At 62.9% G+C, this 22,223-nt stretch carries 20 protein-coding genes and 1 pseudogene; 2 read left to right on the forward strand and 19 right to left on the reverse strand.

From position 1 onward, the window contains the following. Positions 1-63 precede the first annotated feature (63 nt). The 6 genes from ACZ5KU_RS25095 to ACZ5KU_RS25120 form a co-directional block, all read right to left on the reverse strand. On the reverse strand, positions 64-1,413 hold the full coding sequence (locus tag ACZ5KU_RS25095) for a carbohydrate porin (RefSeq protein ID WP_054057564.1): 1,350 nt from the start codon (positions 1,411-1,413) through the stop codon (positions 64-66). A 90-nt stretch (positions 1,414-1,503) separates the two neighbouring features. Continuing rightward, positions 1,504-2,661 (reverse strand): ABC transporter ATP-binding protein, encoded by a 1,158-nt coding sequence (locus ACZ5KU_RS25100; RefSeq protein ID WP_054061621.1) that lies wholly within the window; start codon positions 2,659-2,661, stop codon positions 1,504-1,506. A 2-nt stretch (positions 2,662-2,663) separates the two neighbouring features. Further along, entirely contained in the window at positions 2,664-3,509 is an 846-nt protein-coding gene (locus ACZ5KU_RS25105; RefSeq protein ID WP_054057566.1) for a carbohydrate ABC transporter permease, read from the reverse strand. Further along, a complete protein-coding gene (locus tag ACZ5KU_RS25110; RefSeq protein WP_026145004.1) occupies positions 3,502-4,410 on the reverse strand; it encodes a carbohydrate ABC transporter permease in 909 nt (302 codons plus the stop codon). Before ACZ5KU_RS25110 ends, ACZ5KU_RS25105 begins: the two co-directional genes overlap by 8 nt. A gap of 155 nt (positions 4,411-4,565) precedes the next feature. After that, positions 4,566-5,852 carry an ABC transporter substrate-binding protein gene (locus tag ACZ5KU_RS25115; RefSeq protein ID WP_273820275.1) on the reverse strand — a complete coding sequence of 429 codons (1,287 nt, stop codon included), beginning with the start codon at positions 5,850-5,852 and terminating at the stop codon, positions 4,566-4,568. A gap of 125 nt (positions 5,853-5,977) precedes the next feature. Then, positions 5,978-7,246: a D-mannose isomerase gene (locus ACZ5KU_RS25120; protein ID WP_464736423.1), complete on the reverse strand. Its 1,269-nt coding sequence runs from the start codon at positions 7,244-7,246 to the stop codon at positions 5,978-5,980. A 342-nt stretch (positions 7,247-7,588) separates the two neighbouring features. On the opposite strand from ACZ5KU_RS25120, the gene ACZ5KU_RS25125 reads away from it, so the two are divergent. Next, a complete protein-coding gene (locus ACZ5KU_RS25125) occupies positions 7,589-8,230 on the forward strand; it encodes an AP2 domain-containing protein (RefSeq protein WP_273820271.1) in 642 nt (213 codons plus the stop codon). Here ACZ5KU_RS25125 and ACZ5KU_RS25130 read toward each other — a convergent pair. From ACZ5KU_RS25130 to edd, 4 genes and pseudogenes are all read right to left on the reverse strand, one after another. Then, positions 8,199-9,659 (reverse strand): sensor histidine kinase, encoded by a 1,461-nt coding sequence (locus tag ACZ5KU_RS25130; protein ID WP_054057569.1) that lies wholly within the window; start codon positions 9,657-9,659, stop codon positions 8,199-8,201. The genes ACZ5KU_RS25125 and ACZ5KU_RS25130 overlap by 32 nt on opposite strands. After that, positions 9,649-10,380: a response regulator gene (locus ACZ5KU_RS25135; RefSeq protein ID WP_054057570.1), complete on the reverse strand. Its 732-nt coding sequence runs from the start codon at positions 10,378-10,380 to the stop codon at positions 9,649-9,651. Before ACZ5KU_RS25135 ends, ACZ5KU_RS25130 begins: the two co-directional genes overlap by 11 nt. Before the next feature lie 189 nt (positions 10,381-10,569). Beyond that, positions 10,570-11,528: pseudogene (locus tag ACZ5KU_RS25140) on the reverse strand (glucokinase). Then, positions 11,525-13,351 carry a phosphogluconate dehydratase gene (edd, locus tag ACZ5KU_RS25145; protein WP_054057572.1) on the reverse strand — a complete coding sequence of 609 codons (1,827 nt, stop codon included), beginning with the start codon at positions 13,349-13,351 and terminating at the stop codon, positions 11,525-11,527. Before edd ends, ACZ5KU_RS25140 begins: the two are co-directional and overlap by 4 nt. A gap of 212 nt (positions 13,352-13,563) precedes the next feature. Here edd and gap point away from each other — a divergent pair, with 212 nt between their 5' ends. Next, positions 13,564-14,565: a type I glyceraldehyde-3-phosphate dehydrogenase gene (gap, locus tag ACZ5KU_RS25150; RefSeq protein ID WP_054057573.1), complete on the forward strand. Its 1,002-nt coding sequence runs from the start codon at positions 13,564-13,566 to the stop codon at positions 14,563-14,565. A 71-nt stretch (positions 14,566-14,636) separates the two neighbouring features. On the opposite strand, the gene ACZ5KU_RS25155 is transcribed toward gap, so the two are convergent. The 9 genes from ACZ5KU_RS25155 to ACZ5KU_RS25195 form a co-directional block, all read right to left on the reverse strand. Continuing rightward, positions 14,637-14,864 (reverse strand): hypothetical protein, encoded by a 228-nt coding sequence (locus ACZ5KU_RS25155; RefSeq protein ID WP_054057574.1) that lies wholly within the window; start codon positions 14,862-14,864, stop codon positions 14,637-14,639. Continuing rightward, a complete protein-coding gene (locus ACZ5KU_RS25160) occupies positions 14,864-15,580 on the reverse strand; it encodes a lipopolysaccharide kinase InaA family protein (protein WP_054057575.1) in 717 nt (238 codons plus the stop codon). Before ACZ5KU_RS25160 ends, ACZ5KU_RS25155 begins: the two co-directional genes overlap by 1 nt. A gap of 4 nt (positions 15,581-15,584) precedes the next feature. Beyond that, positions 15,585-16,265, reverse strand: a complete 681-nt coding sequence (locus ACZ5KU_RS25165; protein WP_054057576.1) for a class I SAM-dependent methyltransferase — start codon at positions 16,263-16,265, stop codon at positions 15,585-15,587. A gap of 194 nt (positions 16,266-16,459) precedes the next feature. Continuing rightward, entirely contained in the window at positions 16,460-17,740 is a 1,281-nt protein-coding gene (locus tag ACZ5KU_RS25170; protein WP_054057577.1) for a sensor histidine kinase, read from the reverse strand. After that, the gene (colR, locus tag ACZ5KU_RS25175) at positions 17,730-18,413 is read right to left on the reverse strand and encodes a two-component system response regulator ColR (RefSeq protein WP_054057578.1); all 684 of its coding nucleotides are present in this window, start codon (positions 18,411-18,413) and stop codon (positions 17,730-17,732) included. Before colR ends, ACZ5KU_RS25170 begins: the two co-directional genes overlap by 11 nt. 238 nt (positions 18,414-18,651) lie before the next feature. Then, the gene (groL, locus tag ACZ5KU_RS25180) at positions 18,652-20,298 is read right to left on the reverse strand and encodes a chaperonin GroEL (protein WP_054057579.1); all 1,647 of its coding nucleotides are present in this window, start codon (positions 20,296-20,298) and stop codon (positions 18,652-18,654) included. A gap of 50 nt (positions 20,299-20,348) precedes the next feature. Then, positions 20,349-20,642 carry a co-chaperone GroES gene (locus ACZ5KU_RS25185; protein WP_010448650.1) on the reverse strand — a complete coding sequence of 98 codons (294 nt, stop codon included), beginning with the start codon at positions 20,640-20,642 and terminating at the stop codon, positions 20,349-20,351. A gap of 258 nt (positions 20,643-20,900) precedes the next feature. Next, complete coding sequence (locus ACZ5KU_RS25190) at positions 20,901-21,374, reverse strand: FxsA family protein (RefSeq protein WP_054057580.1); 474 nt, start codon at positions 21,372-21,374, stop codon at positions 20,901-20,903. A gap of 65 nt (positions 21,375-21,439) precedes the next feature. After that, positions 21,440-22,171, reverse strand: coding sequence for a HugZ family pyridoxamine 5'-phosphate oxidase (locus tag ACZ5KU_RS25195; protein WP_464736424.1), 732 nt, complete (start codon positions 22,169-22,171; stop codon positions 21,440-21,442). Positions 22,172-22,223: the final 52 nt, after the last annotated feature.

Consider the following 22,223-nt stretch of genomic DNA (forward strand, 5'->3'; position numbering starts at 1 on the left):
GCGGACGGTCGGGTGACCATCCGCAAGATGCGCACATAGAGAGAGAGCTTATCAGCCGACGCCTCAGAAGACCGACTGAATTTTCAGGCCGGCCACCAGGGCGTTGTCGACTTGATCCACACCACCCGGATGGGTGATGTACTGCAGGTTGGGCCGTACGGTCAGCCAGTTGGTGACATGGATGCCGTAGTTGAGCTCGTAGTTGTACTCGGTTTCGCGCAGTGGCGAGTACAGCGGGTTGTCATAGTCGCTGACACCGATGGCGGCGTTGGCCAGCTCGGCGTTTTTCTTCACGTCGTCGTTGACATGGATACGGGCGACGCCGAAGCCGATGTCATCCTTGGGACGTGCATCGAACGGCCCCTTGTACACCAGCATCAGCGACTGATAGTTGTCGACGACGTTGGTGTCCTTGTCGTGGAAGGTCGCGTTGGCGGCGATGTTCAGGCCACGGGAGGCGTCGCCGTTGTGGCTGGTCAGCTGCTGCTGCGCAACGAACCAGTAGCCGTGCTTGCTGTCGTGAACGCGATAGGCGTTGCCGGTGGTTGCGGCATCGGCACCATTGACGTCCTCGCGCACGTCATTGGCCGGCGCGGTGCTCTTGTAGTAGCCGACCCGGTATTCGCCCGGCAGGCTGTTCAGCTTCGGCGACCAGACCAGTTCGACCGGCAGCACGGTACCCTTGGTGCCGCTGCCGCTGAGCTTGAAGCCGTTGCCATGCTCCAGCTGCGATGGGTTCTGGTTGTAGGCGCCGACCTGCGCATACAGCTCAGGGGTGATGTGGTACTTGACCCGCAGCGCCGCCTGGCTGACCGGCCAGTTGTACCAGATGCCGGTTGCCCAGTTGCCCACCTGGGAGCCACAGAACGCCAGGTTCTGGAAGTCGCAGGGGAAGGTGTTGAAGTCTTCGCCTTCGCCGAAGTAACCGGCCTTGACGTCGAGCTTGCCGTCGAGGAACTGGTGCTGGATCCACAGTTGGGTCAGGCGGACCATGTGGCCACGGCCGTAGACTTCCTGGGAGGAACTGAGGGTGCCGGCACGCGGGTCACCGACCCGGTCATTGGAAATGTTGTAGCCGTTGCGGTTGGTCAGCTGGATCTTTGCCTGGGTGTTGTCCCAGCCCCACAGTTTCTGCAGGTCCAGCGCCACGCCGAGGCCGAACTGGTCGGCGTAACGTGCGGTCTTGTCGTCGTTGTAGCCGCCATGCAGGTTGCCACCGACTTCACCGACGTAGTCGGCCTTGATATCGATGCCCTGCTCGATGAGCCGGGTACGTTCGCCCCCCCAGTCGCCGGTCATCCACTTGGAGTCGGCGCTGAACGCCTCGTCCGCCACCGCATGGCCAGCCATGACCAAGGCCGCCGCCGCTGACAACTGGCAGATCAAGCGGGTGTTGGTGTTCCTCTTTTTCATCCCTACATCCTCGTCTTTATTGTTATTAACAGTCTTTATTGAACGTGGTTTACATCGAACGCGACGAGCGGCAAGCCGCCCGCCCTGAATTCAGCGGCCCTTGAACTGCGCCACATTGTCGCCACTGGCCTGGGGCCGGGACTGCACCACCTGGCCCAGGCGCTCGCCGGTCGCGGCGTCGAACAGCAACACCTTGGCCGGGTCGAACTGCAGGGTCAGGGTCTCGCCCACCTGCGGCGCCACATCCGGCGCCAGGCGGCAGCAGACCTTGCTGTCGTTGAGGGTGACGAACACCAGGGTGTCCGGGCCGGTCGGCTCGGTGACCTGTACCTCGGCGCGGATGCTCGGCAGATCGGCATCGCCATTGGCCAGCAGGATCTGCTCGGGGCGCAGGCCCAGTACCACTTCACGATCCTCAAGGCCGGCCTGGCTGGTGTTCAGCGGCAGTTCGCAGCGCGCCTGGCCACTGTCGAGCAGCGCCACCAGGCGACCGTCCTTGCGCTGCAGGCGCAGCGGAATGAAGTTCATCGGCGGCGAACCGATGAAGCTGGCGACGAACTGGTTGGCCGGGTCGTTGTAGATCTCTTTCGGCGTACCGAACTGCTGGATGATGCCGTCCTTCATCACCGCCACCTTGTCGCCCAGGGTCATCGCCTCGATCTGGTCGTGGGTGACGTAGACCGTGGTGGTCTTCAGGCGCTGGTGCATCAGTTTCATTTCGGTGCGCATCTCGACCCGCAGCTTGGCGTCGAGGTTCGACAGCGGTTCGTCGAACAGGTAGATCTTCGGCCGCCGCGCCAGCGCCCGGCCCATCGCCACGCGCTGCTGCTGTCCACCGGAGAGCTGGCCCGGCTTGCGGTTGAGCAGGTGTTCGATCTGCAGCAGCTTGGCGACCCGGGCGACTTCCTCGTCGATGGCCGACTGGCTCATCTTGCGGATCTTCAGGCCGAATTCGATGTTTTCGCGCACGCTCATGGTCGGGTACAGCGCATAGGACTGGAACACCATGGCGATGTCGCGATCCTTGGGGCTCATGCCACTGACGTCCTGGTCGCCGATCATGATCGCGCCGCCGGTGATGTTCTCCAGGCCGGCGATGCAGTTCATCAGGGTCGACTTGCCGCAACCCGAAGGGCCGACGAGGATCAGGAACTCACCGTCCTTGATCGACAGTTCGATGTTCTTCAGGGTGTCCGGCAGGCCGGCGCCATAGGTCTTGTTTACGTTGCGAAGTTCGAGCGTTGCCATGATTACCCCTTGACTGCGCCGGCCGTCAGCCCGCGCACGAAATACTTGCCTGCGACCACATAGACCAGCAGCGTCGGCAGCCCGGCGATCATCGCCGCCGCCATGTCCACGTTGTATTCCTTGACCCCGGTGCTGGTGTTGACCAGGTTGTTCAGCGCCACGGTGATCGGTTGCGAATCACCGCTGGAGAACACCACGCCGAACAGGAAGTCGTTCCAGATCTGGGTGAACTGCCAGATCAGGCAGACCATGATGATCGGGGTCGACATCGGCAGGATGATCCGCCGGAAAATGGTGAAGAAACCCGCGCCATCCAGGCGTGCCGCCTTGACCAGCGCATCGGGGATGCTCACGTAGTAGTTGCGGAAGAACAGTGTGGTGAAGGCCAGGCCATAGACCACGTGCACGAACACCAGGCCGGTGGTGGTGCTGGCCAGGCCCATCTTGCCGAGGGTGAAAGAGGCCGGCAGCAGCACGGTCTGGAACGGCAGGAAGCAGCCGAACAGCAGCAGCCCGAAGAACAGCTGCGAACCGCGAAAGCGCCACATCGACAGCACGTAGCCGTTCAGCGCACCGATGGCGGTGGAGATCAGCACCGCCGGAACGGTGATCTTGATCGAGTTCCAGAAGTAGCCGTTGACCGTGGCCCAGGCCTTGATCCAGCCGATGTCGGTAAACACCGTCGGCCAGCTCAGCAGGTTGCCGGTGCTGATGTCGTCCGGCGACTTGAAGCTGGTCAGCAGCATCACCACCAGCGGCACCAGGTACAGCAGCACGGCGATGATCAGGACCGCGTGGATGGCGATGCGGCTCAGGCTGATGGAAGGTTTGTCGGTGAGACTAGTCATGACGCTTGGTCCTAAGCTCGGAGTACAGGTAAGGCACGATGATCGCGAGAATCGCACCGAGCATCAGAATCGCACTGGCCGAACCCATGCCCATCTGGCCGCGACTGAAGGTGAAGGAGTACATGAACATCGCCGGCAGGTCGGACGAGTAGCCGGGACCGCCCGCGGTCATCGCCGCCACCAGGTCGAAGCTCTTGATCGCGATATGCGCCAGGATCATCACCGCACTGAAGAACACCGGGCGCAGGCTGGGCAGCACCACCTTCCAGTAGATCTTCGGCATGCTCGCGCCATCGATCTGGGCGGCACGGATGATCGACTGGTCGACGCCACGCAGGCCGGCGAGGAACATCGCCATGATGAAGCCCGAGGCCTGCCAGACCGCGGCGATCACCAGGCAGTAGACGACGCGATCGGGGTCGATCAGCCAGTCCAGGCGGAAGCCTTCCCAGCCCCAGTCACGCAGCAGCTTGTCCAGGCCCATGCCCGGGTTGAGCAGCCATTTCCAGGCGGTACCGGTGACGATCATCGACAACGCCATCGGGTACAGGTAGATGGTACGGATGAAGCCTTCGCGACGGATCCGCTGGTCGAGGAACACCGCCAGCATCACGCCGATCGCCAGGGTGATGGCGATGAACAGGCCGCCGAACAGCGCCAGGTTCTTGCTCGCCACCCACCAGCGGTCGTTGTCGAACAACCGCGCGTATTGCGCCAGGCCGACCCACTTGTAGGTCGGCAGGAAAGTCGAGTTGGTGAACGACAGCACGAACGTCCACAGGATGTAGCCGTAGAAGCCCACCAGCACGATGAACATGCTCGGCGCGAGCACCAGTTTGGGTAGCCAGCGCTGCAGGAAATCGAACGGCGAGGCCTTGCTGAACACAGCAACAGAGCTCATGGGAAAATCCACTACAGGAAAAAAGGAACTGCTTCAGCGCCCCCTGTAGGAGCGTGGCTTGCCCGCGAAAGCGGTGTATCAGTCAACGGATGAACAGGCTGACAGACCGCTTTCGCGGGCAAGCCGCGCTCCTACGGGGAGGGCTTGCCTACGGGTTACTTGGCGGACTTGACCGCCGCGCCGAGCTTCTTCGCCGCGTCGGCCGGGTCGGCTTTCGGGTCGTTGATGTAGTTGGTCACCACATCAAAGAACGCGCCCTGAACAGCCAGCGTGGTCGCCATGTTGTGCGCCATGCTCGGCTGCAGGCCGCCGGTCTTGGCATCGGCCAGGAAGTCCTTGGCAGCGGTCTGCGCGCAGGAGTCGAAGCCATACTTGGCCATGTCGCCCAGCATGTCGTTGCGCACCGGGATCGAACCCTTGTTGATGCTGAAGACCTTCTGGAAGTTTTCGCCCAGCACCACCTTGGCGATGTCCTGCTGGCCGGCCGCGGTGCCCTTGTCCTTCTGCTTGAACACCGCCAGGGAATCGATGTTGTAGGTGAAGGCCTTGTCGGTGCCCGGGAAGGCTACGCACTCGTAGTCCTTGCCGGCGACTTTCTTGGCCGCGGTCCATTCGCTCTTGGCCCAGTCACCCATGATCTGCATGCCGGCCTTGCCGTTGATGACCTTGGCCGCTTCCAGGTTCCAGTCCTGGCCCTTGCCGTCGGCGTCCATGTAGGTCGCGACTTTCTTCAGCTCGGTCAGGGCCTTGACCATTTCAGGACCGGTCAGGGCAGCGTTGTCCAGGTCGACCAGGGCTTTCTTGTAGCCATCGACCCCCATCACCGAGAGCACCACCGCTTCGAACACGGTGCTGTCCTGCCAAGGCTGGCCACCGTGGGCCAATGGGATGAAACCCGCCGCCTTGAGCTTGTCGCCGGCTGCGTAGAATTCCTGGAGCGTGGTCGGCGCCTTGGCGATGCCGGCCTTCTTGAAGACCTCGGGGTTGATCCACAGCCAGTTGACGCGGTGGATGTTCACCGGCACGGCGACGTAGTCACCGTCGTACTTCACGGTATCGGAGACTTTCTTGTCGAGCAGGCTGTCCCACTTCTCTTCCTTGGCCACGTCCTTGAGGACGTCGGTGTCGAGCAGCCCGGTGGAGGCCCACTCCTGGATATCGGGCCCCTTGATCTGCGCGACGCCAGGCGGGTTGCCGGCTACGGCACGGCTTTTCAGCACGGTCATGGCCGTGGCACCGCCACCGCCGGCGACAGCCCCGTCCTTCCAGGTGAAGCCGTCTTTTTCGACCTGGGCCTTGAGCACATCGACAGCCGCTTTTTCCCCACCGGACGTCCACCAGTGAACCACTTCCACACTCCCTTTGGAGTCGGCAGCCAGTGCACTGAGGGGGAACAACGAGGCGAGGGAAATCATTGCGGCGAGGCGAGAAATCGAATTCATCTGAAGTACCTTTCTTGTTGTTATGCATGCAAGTCTGGTGCTTGCGCTGCATCGGATTCTAGTAAAGGCGAGTGCCCTCGCAGGTAACGAAGGGACGCGCAAATGTCACCGTCTGGTTACATGAGTCAGACCGCGGTTTTCGACGCAAAGTGCCGGGCCAGAGCGCTTGCCAGGCTTGGCGCCAACGGCAGGCAGGGTAACAGGAGTGCCTGGTAGGCGTGATAGAGGTCGGGCTTGCCACCCCAGATCCGCGCGCTGGGCCGGTTGTGATCGTCCAGTTCGTGATGCCAGCTGCCATACTGCCGGTCGATGAAATGCAGCTCGTTGAAGTCCCAGAAACGTCGGTACCAGGTTTCGTACTGCTGCTCTCCCGTACGCCGCAGCAGGGCCGCCGCGGTCGCGCTGGCCTCGCAGTGCACCCAGTGCAGGCGCTCGCTGACCACCGGGCGGTTGTCCCAGTCCAGGGTATAGACCACCCCCGGCCGGCCATCCGCCGCCCAGGCATGGCGACAGGCGGCGGCGAACAGTCCACGGGCGTCCTCCAGCAGCCAGTCCGGGGTTGCCAGCCCGGCTGCGCGGCGGGCCGCTTCAAGATGCAGCAGCAGCCGCGACCACTCGAAGGCATGTCCCGGGGTGGTGCCGTAGGGGCGGAAACCGTCCGCCGGATTGTCCCGATTGTACTCGCGCAACGGCTGCCAATGCCGGTCGAAGTGTTCGATGACCGCAAAACCGTTGTCCGCCGCCTGCCGGTGAATCAGTCGCTCGACGATCCGCAGGGCGCGGTCCAGCCAGCGACTGTCGCCCGTCACGTCGGCCAGGGCGAGGAAGGCCTCGGTGCCGTGCATGTTGCTGTTGGCGCCGCGATAGGCTTCCTCGTTGCTCCAGTCGCGGGCGAAGGACTCGCGCAGTGCGCCCTCCTCCTCACTCCAGAAATGCGTGTCGATCACCCGGATCGCCTCGGCCAGCAGGGCCGGGGCCTGCGGGCTGCCGGCGACCACCGCCGAACTGGCGGCGAGCGCGACGAAGGCATGCAGGTAGGCGGCCTTGCCACTGTTGCCATCGCGATGTTCCGGTACCGCGTACCAGCCACCGAAGGTCGCATCGCGCAGCGGCCCCCAGAGCGCGGCGACACCGTGCTCGACCAGCGGCAGGCAGCCGGGAATGCCCTGGACATGGGCCATGGCAAAACAGTGGGTCATGCGGGCGGTATTCATGGTCTCGGCCATGGCGTGGGCCGGCAGGCGCCCCTGGCCGTCGAGATTGCCGAATCCTTCATCGAGCCTGGCGGCCCTGGCGAACGCCAGCAGGCGCCGTCCTTCGTCCATCAACCAGGCACTGTGGGCAGGTGCGTTCAGCCAGCTGCCGAACGAAAATTCAAGGCTGTCGCCTGTCATGCGCTTCACCGTTCTTGTTATTCAGGAGCTTGTTCAGGGGCAGGTCGCGCGCCTGTCGTGCCGAGGATTCTAACCAGCGGCCTGGTGACGACAGGTAACGAAGGCTGACGAGAATGTCACCAACCGGTGACAATTCCCGGGCTCTGCAACGCGATGCCTGTAAGGTTCTTTCATGACGCAAAGTAGGAAAAATGCCGATTAGGCCGCTTCCCTTTTCTCTGTAGGAGCTATCCCTAAAGCCTTTTCCCACATTGAAGCTCGACTTTGCCTGAGCGAATCTCGCCATCCGTCATCCCTGACATGCCCCATGAAAAGCCGACACCCGTTAAGGAGGCACTCCCCATGGTCAACGACAATCCACGCCTGGCACGCCAGTGCTGCATCTTTCCATTGCGCCAGGGCAACCGGCAGTACGCCTGGAAGGTGGAAGTGCGGCGGGGCGGCAAGCTGCTGAGCGAAATATTCACGTTCGAGGAGTACGGTGGCGAAGAGCCGGCGCGGCTGGCCGCCGAGTCGTGCCGCAACGCACTGGTGCTGAAGATGCCAGCCGCGCTGACCTACGAGAGCCGCCAGCGCCTGCTGCCGAACAACACCAGCGGTCATCCGGGGGTGATGCGGATCGAGACCAACAACATCGGCTACTGGCGGGCCAGCACGCGGATCCATGGCTACAACCTGAACCGCAGCTTCAGCGTCGAACGCTATGGCGAGGAACAGGCCAAGCGCCTGGCGCTGAACGAGCGGCAACGGCAACTGGCGCTTTGCGAAGAGCCCTACGAACAGGCCATGAAGATCCTGCAGCAGCATTTCAGCCAGACCAACGCCCGCGTGCGCGAACACCGGATCCAGGCGGCCATCGGCCAGGCCCGGGGGCGCCGCACCTCAGCCGACAGCCAATTGTCGGGCGACCCGGCACAACTGGTCATCACCCCGGAGCAGGCCTCGCTGTCGATCAGTCGGCATTTCGCGGCAGGAACAAAGTAACCCGCAGGCCGCCTTCGCGCAGGTTCTGCAGGCTCACTTCGCCGCCATGGCTGTGGGCGATGTTGCGGGCGATACCCAGGCCCAGGCCATAACCCGGCTGCTGGCCGGACAGGCGGAAATGCGGCTCGAACACCTGTTCCAGGCGCTGCTCGGGAACCCCGGGACCTTCGTCGTCGACATGCAGGATGAACGCACTGTCATCGTCCTCGATGTGCAGGTGCGCCCGCTCGCCATACTTGAGGGCATTGTCGATCAGGTTGCCCATGCAGCGGCGCAAGGCCAGCGGCTTGCCCGGGTAGGTGGCAAGCGCACGGCCTTCGAGGCTGACCAGACCATTGCCGGTAGGCGAGAGGTAGCATTCGACCAGGGTATCGAGCGCCTGGTTGAGGTCCACCGCCTCGATATTCTCGTGGATGTCGGTGTCCTTCACGCATTGCAGCGCCCCCTTGACCAGCATCTCCAGCTCATCGAGATCGCGCCCGAACTTCAACTGCATCTGCTCATCCTCGAGCAACTCGACCCGCAGCCGCAGACGGGTGATGGGCGTGCGCAGGTCGTGGGAAATCGCGCTGAACAGCTGGCTGCGTTCGGTCAGGTAGCGGCTGATGCGCTCACGCATGGTATTGAGCGCACGCCCGACCTCCATCACCTCGCTGCCACCGCCGGCAAGCACCGGCCGCACCTCTTCGGCTCCCAGCGACATGTCCCGCGCGGCACGGGCCAGGCGCTTGAGCGGCCGGCTCTGCCAGTGCACCAGCAGGCCGATGAACAGCAGCAGGAACCCGCTGGTGAGCAGGATGAACCAGACCTGCTGGGCCGGCAGCCCCTCCTCCTCCAGGCTGGTGTAGGGTTCGGGCAACAGCGAGGCGATATACAGCCATTCGCCGGGCGACATCTGGATCTGCGTCACCAGCACCGGCGGGTTCACCGGCTCCAGGGTCAGGGCGTAGTGGGCCCACGAACGAGGCAGTTCATCGAGTTTCAGGCCGCCGTTGAAGATCCGCAGATTGTCGGGGCTGACGAAATTCACCGTGATATCCACGTCGTTGCCCAGGGACTGGCGCAGCACCTCATGGACCGCCTCGAGCACCGCGGTCTTGCGCGGGGTCGGGCCGAGCAGTTGCATGTCCAGCGGCTTGTCGTTGAGGGTCACGACGAAGCGCGTCCCCCCCATGCTGCGCAACTGGTCGAGCACCAGCGGCCGATAGGCCAGGGGCAACGAGCGCAGGTAGCTGACGCTGGCAGTCATCGAGTGGGCCAGGCTGCGGGCACTGGTGACCAGCCCTTCGAGTTGGGTGGCACGCAGTTGCGAAAGCCAGATGACGCTGGACAGCGCCTGGGCCAGCAACACCGCGAGCAATGTCAGCAGCAGCATCCTTCCGAGCAGCGAACGCGGCACCGGCAGGCGCTGGCGCAGTTCAGAGAACATTGGCGGCCGTGACGTGGGCGGCCAATTGGTAGCCGCTGCCGCGCACGGTGCGGATCAGTCGCGGTGGTTTCCCGGTGTCGCGCAGGCGCTGGCGCAAGCGGCTGACGGCCATGTCGACGATACGGTCGAGGGGCATCAGGTCACGCCCGCGGGTGGCGTTGCCGATGGTGTCACGGTCGAGGATTTCCTGGGGATGGTCGAGAAACAGCTTGAGCAGGGCGAAATCGGCGCCGGAGAGAATGACCTCTTCACCATCGATGTGAAACAGCCGGTGGCTGACCGTGTCCAGCCGCCACTCGTCGAAAGCCAGCACCTCGCTGCCGGCGCGCTCCTGGCCGAACTGGGCACGGCGCAGCAGGGCCTTGATCCGCGCCTGCAGTTCACGGGGGCTGAAGGGCTTGCCCAAGTAATCGTCGGCGCCCAGTTCCAGCCCGATCACCCGGTCGGCCTCGTCGGAACTGGCGGTCAGCATGATGATCGGCACATGGGCCTGACGGGGGTGCTGCCGGATCCAGCGGCAGAGACTGAAACCGTCCTCGTCGGGCAGCATCACGTCGAGAATGACCAGGTCGCCGGGAGCTTCGTTGAACGCCTGGCGAAAACCGGCGCCATCACCGACCGTACGCACCTGGAAACCGGCACGACTGAGGTAGGTGTCCAGCAGTTCACGGATTTCCTGATCGTCGTCGACCAGGAGAATGGACTTACTGACTGCGCTCACGGTGGATGTCCCTGTTGTTGTGGTTAGGACCGAAACGCGGATTATGCCTTAATCGATTGAGCCGTGAAGATGTGTTGTCCTTGAGGACCCATTCGCGGGCAAGCCCGGCTCCTACAGGATTGCGGTGAGTTTGAAATCACCGCTGTGCCTGTAGGAGCCGGGCTTGCCCGCGAAGAGATCCACGCCGAATCAGCCGCAAAGCGCCTGCTGCAGGGCCACCCCTGCCCCAATCAGGCCGGAATACGGCGCCGTCACCAGCCACACCGGAATACCCTTGAAGTAGTCGCTCATGCAGCCCTTGTCGGCAAAGCTTTTGGCGAAGCCACTCTTGATGAAGAAATCGGCAAACCGCGGAATCACCCCACCAACGATATAGACACCACCGCGCCCCCCGTGGTCAGCACGTTGTTGCCCGCCACCCGCCCGAGCCAGCAGCTGAATTGCTCCAGCACTTCCTGGGCCACCGGGTCCCCGGCCAGGCCGGCAGCGGTGATCGCCTCCGGTGTCTCCAGCACCGGCTCATGTCCATCCACCGCGCAGATCGCCCGGTAGACGCGCGGCAGGCCACCACCACTGAGGGCGGTCTCGGCACTGACGTGGCCGATTTCGTCATGAATGTGCCGCCACAGCTGGGTTTCCCGCGGGCTGCTCAGGGGCAGGTCGACATGCCCGCCTTCCCCCGGCAAGGCCATGAAACCGCCGTTGCCAAGATCCAGCAGGGTGCCGACCCCGAGACCGGTGCCCGGACCAATCACCACCGCCGGCCGCCGCGGTTCCGCAGTCCCTTCGCAGACCACACGGAAGTCACCGGGTTCGAGGCGGGTCATGCCCAGGGCCATGGCCGAGAAGTCGTTGACCAGCAGCAACTGGTCGACCTGAAGGGTCGCGCAGAACGCCTCGCGGCTCAGGCGCCAGTGATTGTTGGTGAAGCGGAATTCATCGCCGCTCACCGGCCCCGCCACCGACAGGCACACCGCGCCAATGGCGCCAGGTTGCAGCCCCAGCTCACTCAGGTACACCCTGATGGCGTCCTCGGGGCAGGCGTGGTCGGCAGTCGCCAGCACCTTGACCGAGTCCAGGCCGTTATCTTTCCACAGGGCGAAACGGGCGTTGGTACCGCCGATATCGCCAACCAGGGCCAATTTCATTCAAGGCTCTCCAGGGCCGAAGTGAAGGCACTGGCCCCCTGCTCCGCCGAGCTGAAGGCCATACGCATGAAGCCGAACAGTTCGCGGCCACAGCCGACATTATTACCCAGCAGACCGACTGCCGGCTCGCGCGCGGCGAATTCGGTGTCATCGACCAGCACCTTGAGCGTGCCCGTCACCCCGTCGACGCGGATCACATCACCGTCGCGTACCCGTGCCAGCGCGCCGCCGACATGGGCCTCGGGGCAGACATGGATCGCCGCCGGAATCTTGCCCGAGGCACCGGACATGCGGCCATCGGTCACCAGCGCGACCTTGAAGCCACGGTCCTGCAGCACACCGAGGAACGGGGTCATCTTGTGCAGTTCCGGCATACCGTTGGAACGCGGGCCCTGGAAGCGCATCACCGCCACGAAGTCCTTCTCCAGCTGGCCGGCCTTGAACGCATCGGCAAGGTCCTGCTGGTCCTGGAACACCAGCGCCGGCGCTTCGACGACCTGGTGCTCCGGCGCCACCGCGGAAACCTTCATCACGCCACGGCCGAGGTTGCCTTCCATCACCCGCAGGCCACCTTCGGGCGAGAACGCACGGGCCACCGGACGCAGGATATTTTCATCGAGGCTCTCGATCGGCCCTTCGCGCCAGACCAGTTCGCCGTCCTGCAGGAATGGCTCGCGGGTGTAGAGGCTCAGGCCACGACCGGCCACGGTATTGACGTCCTCATGCAGCAGGCCGGCCTCGAGCAGTTCACGGATCAGGAACGACATGCCGCCCGCAGCCTGGAAGTGGTTGATGTCGGCCTTGCCGTTCGGATAGACGTGGGCCAGGGTCGGCACCACCTCGGAAAGGTCGGCCATGTCCTGCCAGGTCAGGTGGATTCCCGCGGCGCGGGCGATGGCCGGCATGTGCAGGGTGTGATTGGTCGAGCCGCCGGTGGCGTGCAGGGCGACGATGGAGTTGACCAGCGCCCGCTCGTCGACGATCTCGCCGATCGGCATGAAGTTGCCGCTCTGTTTGGTCATGCGCGTCACCTGGAACGCCGCCTCGCGGGTCAGCGCGTCACGCAGCGGCGTGTTCGGGTTGACGAAGGACGCCCCCGGCAGGTGCAGGCCCATGACCTCCATCAGCAACTGGTTGGTGTTGGCGGTGCCGTAGAAGGTGCAGGTGCCGGGGCTGTGGTAGGACTTCATCTCCGACTCCAGCAACTCCTCGCGGCTGGCCTTGCCTTCAGCGTAGCGCTGGCGGACATCGGCCTTCTGCTTGTTGGAAATGCCCGAGACCATCGGCCCGCCCGGCACGAAGATGGTCGGCAGATGGCCGAAGCGTAGCGAGCCCATCATCAGGCCCGGCACGATCTTGTCGCAGATACCGAGCATCAGCGCCGCATCGAACATGTTGTGCGACAGCGCGACCGCCGTGGACATCGCGATCACTTCGCGACTGGCGATCCCCAGTTCCATGCCCGGCTCGCCCTGGGTCACGCCATCGCACATGGCGGGCACGCCGCCGGCGAACTGGCCGACCGATCCGATCTCGCGCAGGGCCTGCTTGAGCTGTTGCGGGTAGGTCTCATAGGGTTGGTGCGCGGAAAGCATGTCGTTATATGACGAAACAATTGCCACGTTGGCAGCGTTCATCATCCGCAGGGTTTCCTTGTCCTGGCTGCCGCAGCCGGCGACGCCATGGGCGAAGTTCGCGCACTGCAGCTTGCCGCGCACGGGACCGTCGCTGGCGGCACCACGAATCAGAGCCAGGTACGCCTCGCGGGTGGCGCGGCTGCGGGCGATAAGCCGTTCGGTGACCTCAAGAACGCGGGGATGCATGTGTAGAACTCCAGGCTAACGGATAGGGCGACCTGTGCGTCCTGAGGTGAGCGAAGGCCTCGGCTGGCGGGGCTTTTCGTTCATCCGGACCCGTTGATTCAGGTCACTCGTTGTAGATAAAACAAAATATTGCCACTAAAAAGGCTTGTTTTCTATTTCTATGCGAATAATCTTGTAATTCCAACAACAAAATTACGACAGGCGCTTTTCCCATGACGCTAAGAATCGCAATCAACGGATTTGGCCGTATCGGCCGCAACGTCCTGCGCGCACTCTATACCCAAGGTTACCGTCAGGACCTGCAGGTCGTCGCCATCAATGACCTGGGCGACAGCTCGATCAATGCCCACCTGCTCAAGTACGACACCGTCCACGGCACTTTCGATGCCAGCGTGGAACATGACAACGAAAGCCTGACAGTCAACGGCGACCGCATCGCGGTCAGCGCGATCCGCAACCCGGCCGAACTGCCCTGGGCCGCCGAAAGGATCGACGTGGTGTTCGAATGCACCGGCCTGTTCACCGACCGCGCCAAGGCTGCCGCGCACATCAGCGCCGGTGCCCGCAAGGTGATCATCTCCGCTCCGGCCAAGGGTGCCGACGCCACCGTGGTGTATGGCGTCAACCACGATATCCTGCGCCAGTCCCACGAGATCATCTCCAACGCCTCGTGCACCACCAACTGCCTGGCCCCGGTGGCCCAGGTGCTGCATCGCGAACTGGGCATCGAAAGTGGCCTGATGACCACCATCCATGCCTACACCAATGACCAGAACCTGACCGACGTCTACCATACCGACCCGTACCGCGCCCGCTCGGCGACCCAGAACATGATCCCGAGCAAGACCGGCGCGGCCGAAGCCGTCGGCCTGGTGCTGCCGACCCTGGCCGGCAAGTTGACCGGCATGGCCGTACGCGTGCCGGTGATCAACGTGTCGCTGGTCGACCTGACTGTGCAACTCAAGCGCGAAGCCAGCGCCGACGAGATCAACGCGCTGTTCAAGGAAGCCAGCCGGCATTCGAAGATTCTCGGCTACAACGCCCTGCCGCTGGTCTCCAGCGACTTCAACCACAATCCGCTGTCGTCGATCTTCGACGCCAACCACACCAAGGCCAGTGGCAAGCTGCTCAAGGTCCTGGCCTGGTATGACAATGAGTGGGGCTTCTCCAACCGCATGCTGGATAACTGCCTGGCGCTGTGCAACGCGGAATGACAGCACAGCCGGTTTAGTCGGCCAGAAGAAAAAGCCTCGTCAATCGCGAGGCTTTCGGGGAGAGCGGGGGTTCAACTTTGCGGTTTCAAGCCCTGTGAAAGACCGAACATGAGCAGCAACAGGTCATGATCGGGCTTGACACTCACACTGGCCTTGGCCACTCGCGGCAGGGGACAGCGCTCTGCGCTCTGGGTCATGCTGAGGACCTGCGGTCGCGGCTGCTCCCAGACCACCAGCGCCAGGGAAGCGATAGCCAATGCCCCGATCAGAAACAAACCTCTAGCCAATTCTAACTTCATCACCGTAAGCCTTTGATGGTGCTGCCGAACGCCATACTGTAAAAGTAGTTCAGCCGCTCCCAGTCCGCTTCATTCCACGACGAATGGCGCCGCAGTTGCTTCATGTCGTGCTGCGCCGCCCGGCGACGGCTCAAGCGCTGGCGGGCTTTCTCGAAGTCCAGCAGGGCCACCTCGACACTGGCCGACTCGCCCTCGCCCACGACCCGGACAAACACGTGCTTGATATACAGGCAACCATGCTGCCAGCGGCCACGGTGCATGCGCGCCAGCGTACCGGCCAGTTCCTGGAGCAGGCGATCGTGCAATACCTCGCCATGCCGTTCACGCCCACCCTGGGCATACCATTGCTCGATTTCGATGAACCCATCCAGGGCGGCGGTCACCAGCAGGGCCTGCCATTGGCCTTCGGGACCGCGGCGCGCCCCACAGAACACCAGTTCGGGGACACCGACGTCGAGCATGCGCAGGTTGTTCAGCGCCGCCTGCTCACGCAGGACGGTCGGACGACCGAAGGGGTGCAGCAGGCTGCGATAGATATGCCCCACCTGACGCTTCACGTACAACAGCCGACCGCTGCTGCCCGTCACGCGCTGGACCCCACTTTCGCCTCCGCGACGCCGGTTGGGTTCTTCGACCCACTCGCCCTTGCGCGTCCAGAAGTGCTCGAAACGATCCGTGGTGGTCTGTGCGGTATACGAAGCGTACTCAACGGTCATCCTGCTACCTCTTGCGTAAGATATAGACCCGCCACATGGCGTAAAAAGGGAAAAAATCCAGGTGTTGCTGGACGCGAAAACCCACGCGCCTGAACTCTTCTTCGACCTGCGCGGCCGGCAATACAAAACGATTCCGGTAGCTGGACGGCTGCGCCGCGGCCTCCCGCCTGCGCTCCAGGCGCTTGCGGCGCCAGGCCTTGAAATTGCCGTCCACCCACAATGAAACGATCACGCTGTCACGGGTTACCCGATAAAATTCTTTGAGCAACGCCAGCCGATGGGCCGACTCACCGATATGGTGTAGCAGACGCATGCAGAAAATGCTGTCCACCGAGTTCTCCGGCAAGTCGATATCGAATGCCGAGGTCTGCAGCGGGCGTATCCGGCTCACCACATTCGCCGGTTGCGCCTTGAGCGCGGTTTCCAGCATCGGCGCGGAATTGTCCGCGCCGATGATCACGCGGTTCGGCTTCTGTGCCAGCAAGGGCCAGAAACGCCCGGCACCGCAGGGCAGGTCGAGCACCAGGCCCGGCTCACCCGCCAGCGCCAGGGCATGACGAGCCAATTGCTCGTCACGCAGGTGGGACAACCGTCGCCACAAGCCGTTCTGATGCTTGTGCAAATATTCCTGAGCGTGCTGCTCGTCGTACTTGTCGGAAAATTCAAGTTTTACCGGGGAACTCATAACCGTCTCCTGTAAGTGACGGCCAGAGGTTAGGCAGGCACGCGTCAGCTACAGGTCGTTCCCTCGTGAAAAATTCGTACCGTCCAGGGCAAACCATTACAAATTTTTACAGGTCAACAATAATAGCAGGGGGCCACAGTCGTAAACCCCGTGGCAGTTTGTGCCCCAGCGGCGCGGGGCACGGAGGGACGGTTTCAGGTGCTGGAGCGCGCCAGGTCGACCTGGAAGCGGCAACCATTGGGCTCCATGGTCGTCAGGCTGACATGCCACCCCTGGTTCTCGCAGATCCGCTGCACCAGCGACAGACCCAGCCCCAATCCTTCGCCACGCTTTTCATCGCCCCGCACGAACGGCTGGAACATGGCTTCGCGCTTCTCCTCGGGAATCCCGACGCCCGTGTCTTCGACCACGAACCCCTCGGGCTCCAGCGTCAGCCGAATGAAACCCTGCTCCGTATAGTGCAGGGCATTACGTAACAGATTGCCCATCACCGCATGCAGGAATGTGGCGTTATAGCGCGTACTCAACGGAGAGCCCGGCTCGAAGATCAACGTCAGCCCCTTCTCCTCGATCGGGGTGCGCCACAGGCCGATCAGGTCCTCGGCCACCAGACTCAGTGAAACCTGCGGAGACATGCTGGCATCTTCCCGCTGCGCCCGGGCGAGCATCAGGAAGGTCTGGACCAGCTCGCGCATCTCCTCGCTGGCGCGGGCGATCCGCTCGACCTGGTTGCGTCCACGCGGGTCGAGCGCCGGATTTTCCAGGAGCAGCTCGCAGGAGGTGGCCAGCACCATCAGCGGCGTACGCAGCTCATGACTGACATCACTGGTGAACAGGCGCTCGCGAGTCAGCGCATCGCGCAGGCGGCCCAGGGTCGCATCGAAGGCCACCGCCAGCTCGCCGACTTCGTCGGCCGCGTAGTCCGGCGCCAGAGGCGGTGCAAAACCGAGCAACTGGTCGCGATGGCGTACCTGGCGGGCCAGCCGTACCACCGGCGCCATTACCCGCCGCGCCAGGATCCAGCCGAGGAAGACCGCCAGCACCAGCGCCAGGACAAAGCCCACCAGTACCACGGCGAACAGCACCCGCTCGCGCTCCTCGAAATCACTCTGGTCCTGCAGGAGCACGTAGCGGCGACCGTCGACCACCTCGACCATCGCGTGATAGGACAGTTGTTCGCGAAACACTTCATGGAAGCCCGGTTCGAGGTGTCGCAGATCCTTGGGCAGTTCGAAATCGCCCTTGCCACCGCTGTAATAGAACAACTGGTCGGGTTCGGGCCGGTGGCTCCAGTCGCTGACGTTGTCCATCAGCAGCAGGCGCTGCAGATCGCCGCCCAATCCGGCGGAGATCAGTTTCTCCTCGACCAGGTGGACCGTGGCCACGATCCCCATGGCGAAAGTGCCTGCCACCAGCGCACTCATCAGGGCGAAGGCGATGATGATGCGCTGAGCCAGACTCTGCTTAAACTCCATCGCGGCCCTCGGCCAGGCGGTAGCCGACACCGTGCACGGTGTGCAGCAGCGGCTTGTCGAATGGCTTGTCGATCACCTGGCGCAACTGGTGGACATGGCTGCGCAGGCTGTCGCTGTCCGGGCAGTCATCGCCCCACAGCGCCTCCTCCAGCACCTCCCGGCGCAATACATGCGGGCTCTTCTGCATCAATACCGCCAGCAGCTTCAACCCTACCGGGTTGAGCTTGAGCAGACGGCCCTGGCGCGTCACCTCGAGGGTATCGAGGTCATAGCTCAGGTCGCTGACCTGCAGGGCCCGCCGCCCACCACCCTGGGCACGGCGCAGGACGGCCTCGATCCGCGCGGCCAGTTCGGACAGCGCGAAAGGCTTGAGCAGGTAGTCGTCGGCACCGGATTTGAAACCCTGCAGGCGGTCATCGAGCTGGTCACGGGCGGTCAGCATGATCACCGGCGTGTCGCGCCGGGCATCCTCGCGCAGTCGCTTGCAGAGGGTAAAGCCGTCGATCCCCGGCAGCATGATGTCGAGCACGATCAGGTCATAGTGCTCGGTGGCGGCCAGGTGCAGGCCCGACAAGCCGTCCTGCGCGCAGTCGACGGTGTAGCCTTTAAGCCCCAGGTAGTCGGCCAGGTTGGCGAGGATATCGCGGTTGTCTTCAACCAGTAGAATTCGCATGGGTACTCTCTCCGTGCGCGGTAACGAGCGTCTTGGCTCGCGCAGCTTACGGTGTAGCTCCGCCCACGGCTAGGGCAGGAAGATTTAATGGTTTTTTCACCCGTGGTTCACGAGACAGGCACGACACCACGGGCAAAATCGATCACCGCCGATGCCTTGCCGTCGGTTCGGCAGGCAAATCGCAGGCATGAAAAAGCCCCGCACCAGGCGGGGCTTTCTCATACGGGAGCCGGGTGGCTTACATCATGCCGCCCATACCGCCCATGCCGCCCATGTCTGGCATGCCGCCAGCGGCTGGAGCGTCTTTCTTCGGTGCTTCGGCGATCGCAGCTTCGGTGGTCAGGATCAGACCGCCGATGGAGGATGCAGCCTGCAGAGCCGAACGGGTGACCTTGGTTGGGTCCAGGATACCCATTTCGATCATGTCGCCGTATTGGCCGCTGGCAGCGTTGTAACCGAAGTTACCCTTGCCGTTCTTGACTTCGTTGACCACGACGCTTGGCTCGTCACCGCTGTTGGCGGAGATCTGACGCAGCGGTGCTTCAACGGCACGACGCAGTACAGCGATACCCACGTCCTGATCGGCGTTGTCGCCCTTCAGCTCGCTGATGGCCTGCAGGGCACGGATCAGTGCCACGCCACCGCCAGGAACCACGCCTTCCTCGACGGCTGCACGGGTAGCGTGCAGGGCATCTTCAACGCGGGCCTTCTTCTCTTTCATTTCGACTTCGGAGCCGGCGCCAACCTTGATCACTGCAACGCCGCCGGACAGCTTGGCCAGACGCTCCTGCAGTTTTTCACGATCGTAGTCGGAGGAAGTTTCGGCAACCTGGGCACGGATCTGGGCGATGCGCGCTTCGATATCGCCCTGCCCGCCGACACCGTCGACGATGATGGTGTTTTCCTTGGACAGGGTCACGCGCTTGGCGCTGCCCAGGTGCTCCAGGGTGGTGCTTTCCAGGCTCAGGCCGATCTCTTCGGAGATGACGGTACCGCCGGTCAGAACGGCGATGTCCTGCAGCATGGCCTTGCGACGGTCGCCGAAGCCAGGCGCCTTGACGGCCGCCACCTTGACGATACCGCGCATGTTGTTCACGACCAGGGTCGCCAGGGCTTCGCCTTCGACGTCCTCAGCCACGATCAGCAGTGGGCGGCCGGCTTTGGCAACGGCTTCCAGCACGGGCAGCATTTCGCGGATGTTGGAGATCTTCTTGTCGACCAGCAGGATCAGCGGGCTGTCCAGCTCGGCAGTCATGGTGTCCGGCTTGTTGACGAAGTAAGGGGACAGGTAGCCACGATCGAACTGCATGCCTTCTACGACCGACAGTTCGTTTTCCAGGCCCGAGCCTTCTTCAACGGTGATCACGCCTTCCTTGCCGACTTTTTCCATGGCTTCGGCGATGATGTCACCGATGGAGCTGTCGGAGTTGGCGGAGATGGTACCGACCTGGGCGATCGCCTTGGTGTCGGCGCATGGCTTGGACATCGCCTTCAGTTCCTTGACGATGGCCACGGTGGCCTTGTCGATACCGCGCTTGAGGTCCATCGGGTTCATGCCGGCGGCAACGGCCTTCAGGCCTTCGTTGACGATCGACTGAGCCAGAACGGTGGCGGTGGTGGTACCGTCGCCAGCGTCATCGTTGGCACGGGAAGCAACGTCCTTGACCAGTTGCGCGCCCATGTTCTCGAAGCGGTCTTCCAGCTCGATTTCCTTGGCGACGGAAACGCCGTCCTTGGTGATGGTCGGAGCGCCGAAGCTCTTCTCGATGATCACGTTACGGCCTTTCGGGCCCAGGGTCGCTTTTACCGCGTCAGCCAGAACGTTAACGCCAGTCAGCATTTTCTTGCGGGCGGAGTCGCCGAATTTAACTTCTTTAGCAGCCATGATCGTTTTTCCTTAAATACTTTGTAGTAACGGGAAGAATGAGCGGGGAATCAGCCTTCGATAACGGCGAGGATTTCGTTCTCGCTCATTACCAGCAGGTCTTCGCCGTCTACTTTCACAGTGTTGCTACCGGAGTACGGGCCGAATACGACCTTGTCACCCACCTTCACAGACAGCGCACGCACTTCACCGTTGTCCAGCACACGGCCAGCACCTACAGCGAGAACTTCACCGTGGTTGGCTTTCTCGGCAGCCGAACCTGGCAGCACGATACCGCCGGCGGTTTTCTTTTCTTCTTCGCTGCGACGAATGACGACGCGGTCATGCAGAGGACGAAGCTTCATTGTCGATCTCTCCTAATTATGATTTTCAGCGACCGGAATCTGTACCGGCCGGTTAACGAATCCGGCGTTGCCGGTTACGGCTCGACGAGCGAACCGTGGAAGACTGTCTGGCGATTTTCGCCAAAACCTTGCGGTGACCGTTACATAGGGGCACCAAAATCGATTACAAGGGTGACTGACGATTTTTTTTACACGGTCGCTGAACGACCAAAATGCACACGGCACCCGAAGGTGCCGTGTGCGGGTACAGCGCAGCATTCAGGAGTCACGGTGCTCGAACTCGCCCTCGATCACCTGCGGCTGGCGACCGTTGGCCGGCGCACCACCCGGCTGGCCACGGGCATACAGGTCATCGGCGAAGGCGCGCTGGCGCTGGGCCTGCTCCTCGGCCCGCCGACGCATCCGCTCGGCCGCCAGGCGGCGGGTCATCGGCAGCAGCAACAGCAGGCCGAACACGTCACTGATGAAACCTGGCAAAAGCAGCAGGCCGCCGCCCAGGGCCAGCATCAACCCCTCGAGCATGGTCTGCGCCGGCAACTCGCCACGGTTCAGGCTCTCACGGGCGCGCAAGGCGGTGGTCAGGCCAGCCACCCGCAATACCAGCACGCCGATCGCCGAGCCGAGGATAATCAGCGCCAGCGCCGGGAAGAACCCGATCGCCGTGCTGACCTGGAAAAATACGTACAGCTCCAACACTGGAAACAGTAGAAAGAGCAAAAGAAAAGCGCGCATCGAATAAGTCCTCTTCGGAAGAAGTCCTTCCAGTTACTCTCAGATGCCGTCGATAACCCGTGAATTCAACCCTCGACGGCCTGCTTTTTCGGCCAGTGCTCGGCGCGGGCCAGGGAAACCAGGGCTTCGCGGACCTCGGTGGGCGTATTGCAAGGTGTTTCAAAGCCCAGCCAGTACAGCCCCTGGCCAATGCGCAGGTGCATGCCCTCGGTGTCGATTCCCGCCAGTTGCGCCGGCTCGTGACTGGGCAGCCCGGTCAATGCCACATAATGGGCGATGGCCTTGGCGTGATCGCTGTTCATGTGTTCGACCATGCTCGCTTCGGCCTTGCCGGCGAACGGGTTGGCCAGGGTCACCTGATCCAGCCAGTGGATCGCGCCGAAACCGCCGATATAGCGATGACGGACCGGCTCGAGCACCCAGAAATCGAAATCATGGGCCTTGTGGTAGTTCCGCGAGTCCGGGAAGTAGCGGTAGTAGCGCTCGGCGGCGGCGTCGATGGCATCCGCCTCGGTCAGCTTCTGCGCCTGGGCCAGGCAGGTCAGGCGACCGACCGCCTGGACATCCTCGGCCTCACGCTCGCCCACCAGCAGCGAACACTTCGGGTCCTTCTGCAAATTGTGGGTGTGCTGGGCGATACGGCTGATGAGAATCAGTGGGCGCCCCTGGTCATCCAGGCAATAGGGCACCACGGAGCCGAACGGGAAGCCGGGCATGGCCTTGGAATGCGTCGACAGCACGCCCCGGTACTCCTTGAGCAACAATTCGCGCGCACTCTTGGCTGCTTCAACGCTCACCTGATGACTCCTCATCGAAAATCCGTCACCGACGGACGAGCATCCCGACTCA

The sequence above is a fragment of the Pseudomonas sp. Tof1 genome (genome assembly GCF_055390395.1).

Bases quoted from the DNA above. Each gene is read 5' to 3' on its own strand.
- ACZ5KU_RS25095 (WP_054057564.1), bottom strand. From the start codon at position 1,413: ATGAAAAAGAGGAACACCAACACCCGCTTGATCTGCCAGTTGTCAGCG.
- ACZ5KU_RS25100 (WP_054061621.1), bottom strand. From the start codon at position 2,661: ATGGCAACGCTCGAACTTCGCAACGTAAACAAGACCTATGGCGCCGGC.
- ACZ5KU_RS25105 (WP_054057566.1), bottom strand. From the start codon at position 3,509: ATGACTAGTCTCACCGACAAACCTTCCATCAGCCTGAGCCGCATCGCC.
- ACZ5KU_RS25110 (WP_026145004.1), bottom strand. From the start codon at position 4,410: ATGAGCTCTGTTGCTGTGTTCAGCAAGGCCTCGCCGTTCGATTTCCTG.
- ACZ5KU_RS25115 (WP_273820275.1), bottom strand. From the start codon at position 5,852: ATGAATTCGATTTCTCGCCTCGCCGCAATGATTTCCCTCGCCTCGTTG.
- ACZ5KU_RS25120 (WP_464736423.1), bottom strand. From the start codon at position 7,246: ATGACAGGCGACAGCCTTGAATTTTCGTTCGGCAGCTGGCTGAACGCA.
- ACZ5KU_RS25125 (WP_273820271.1), top strand. From the start codon at position 7,589: ATGGTCAACGACAATCCACGCCTGGCACGCCAGTGCTGCATCTTTCCA.
- ACZ5KU_RS25130 (WP_054057569.1), bottom strand. From the start codon at position 9,659: ATGTTCTCTGAACTGCGCCAGCGCCTGCCGGTGCCGCGTTCGCTGCTC.
- edd (WP_054057572.1), bottom strand. From the start codon at position 13,351: ATGCATCCCCGCGTTCTTGAGGTCACCGAACGGCTTATCGCCCGCAGC.
- gap (WP_054057573.1), top strand. From the start codon at position 13,564: ATGACGCTAAGAATCGCAATCAACGGATTTGGCCGTATCGGCCGCAAC.
- ACZ5KU_RS25155 (WP_054057574.1), bottom strand. From the start codon at position 14,864: ATGAAGTTAGAATTGGCTAGAGGTTTGTTTCTGATCGGGGCATTGGCT.
- ACZ5KU_RS25160 (WP_054057575.1), bottom strand. From the start codon at position 15,580: ATGACCGTTGAGTACGCTTCGTATACCGCACAGACCACCACGGATCGT.
- ACZ5KU_RS25165 (WP_054057576.1), bottom strand. From the start codon at position 16,265: ATGAGTTCCCCGGTAAAACTTGAATTTTCCGACAAGTACGACGAGCAG.
- ACZ5KU_RS25170 (WP_054057577.1), bottom strand. From the start codon at position 17,740: ATGGAGTTTAAGCAGAGTCTGGCTCAGCGCATCATCATCGCCTTCGCC.
- colR (WP_054057578.1), bottom strand. From the start codon at position 18,413: ATGCGAATTCTACTGGTTGAAGACAACCGCGATATCCTCGCCAACCTG.
- groL (WP_054057579.1), bottom strand. From the start codon at position 20,298: ATGGCTGCTAAAGAAGTTAAATTCGGCGACTCCGCCCGCAAGAAAATG.
- ACZ5KU_RS25185 (WP_010448650.1), bottom strand. From the start codon at position 20,642: ATGAAGCTTCGTCCTCTGCATGACCGCGTCGTCATTCGTCGCAGCGAA.
- ACZ5KU_RS25190 (WP_054057580.1), bottom strand. From the start codon at position 21,374: ATGCGCGCTTTTCTTTTGCTCTTTCTACTGTTTCCAGTGTTGGAGCTG.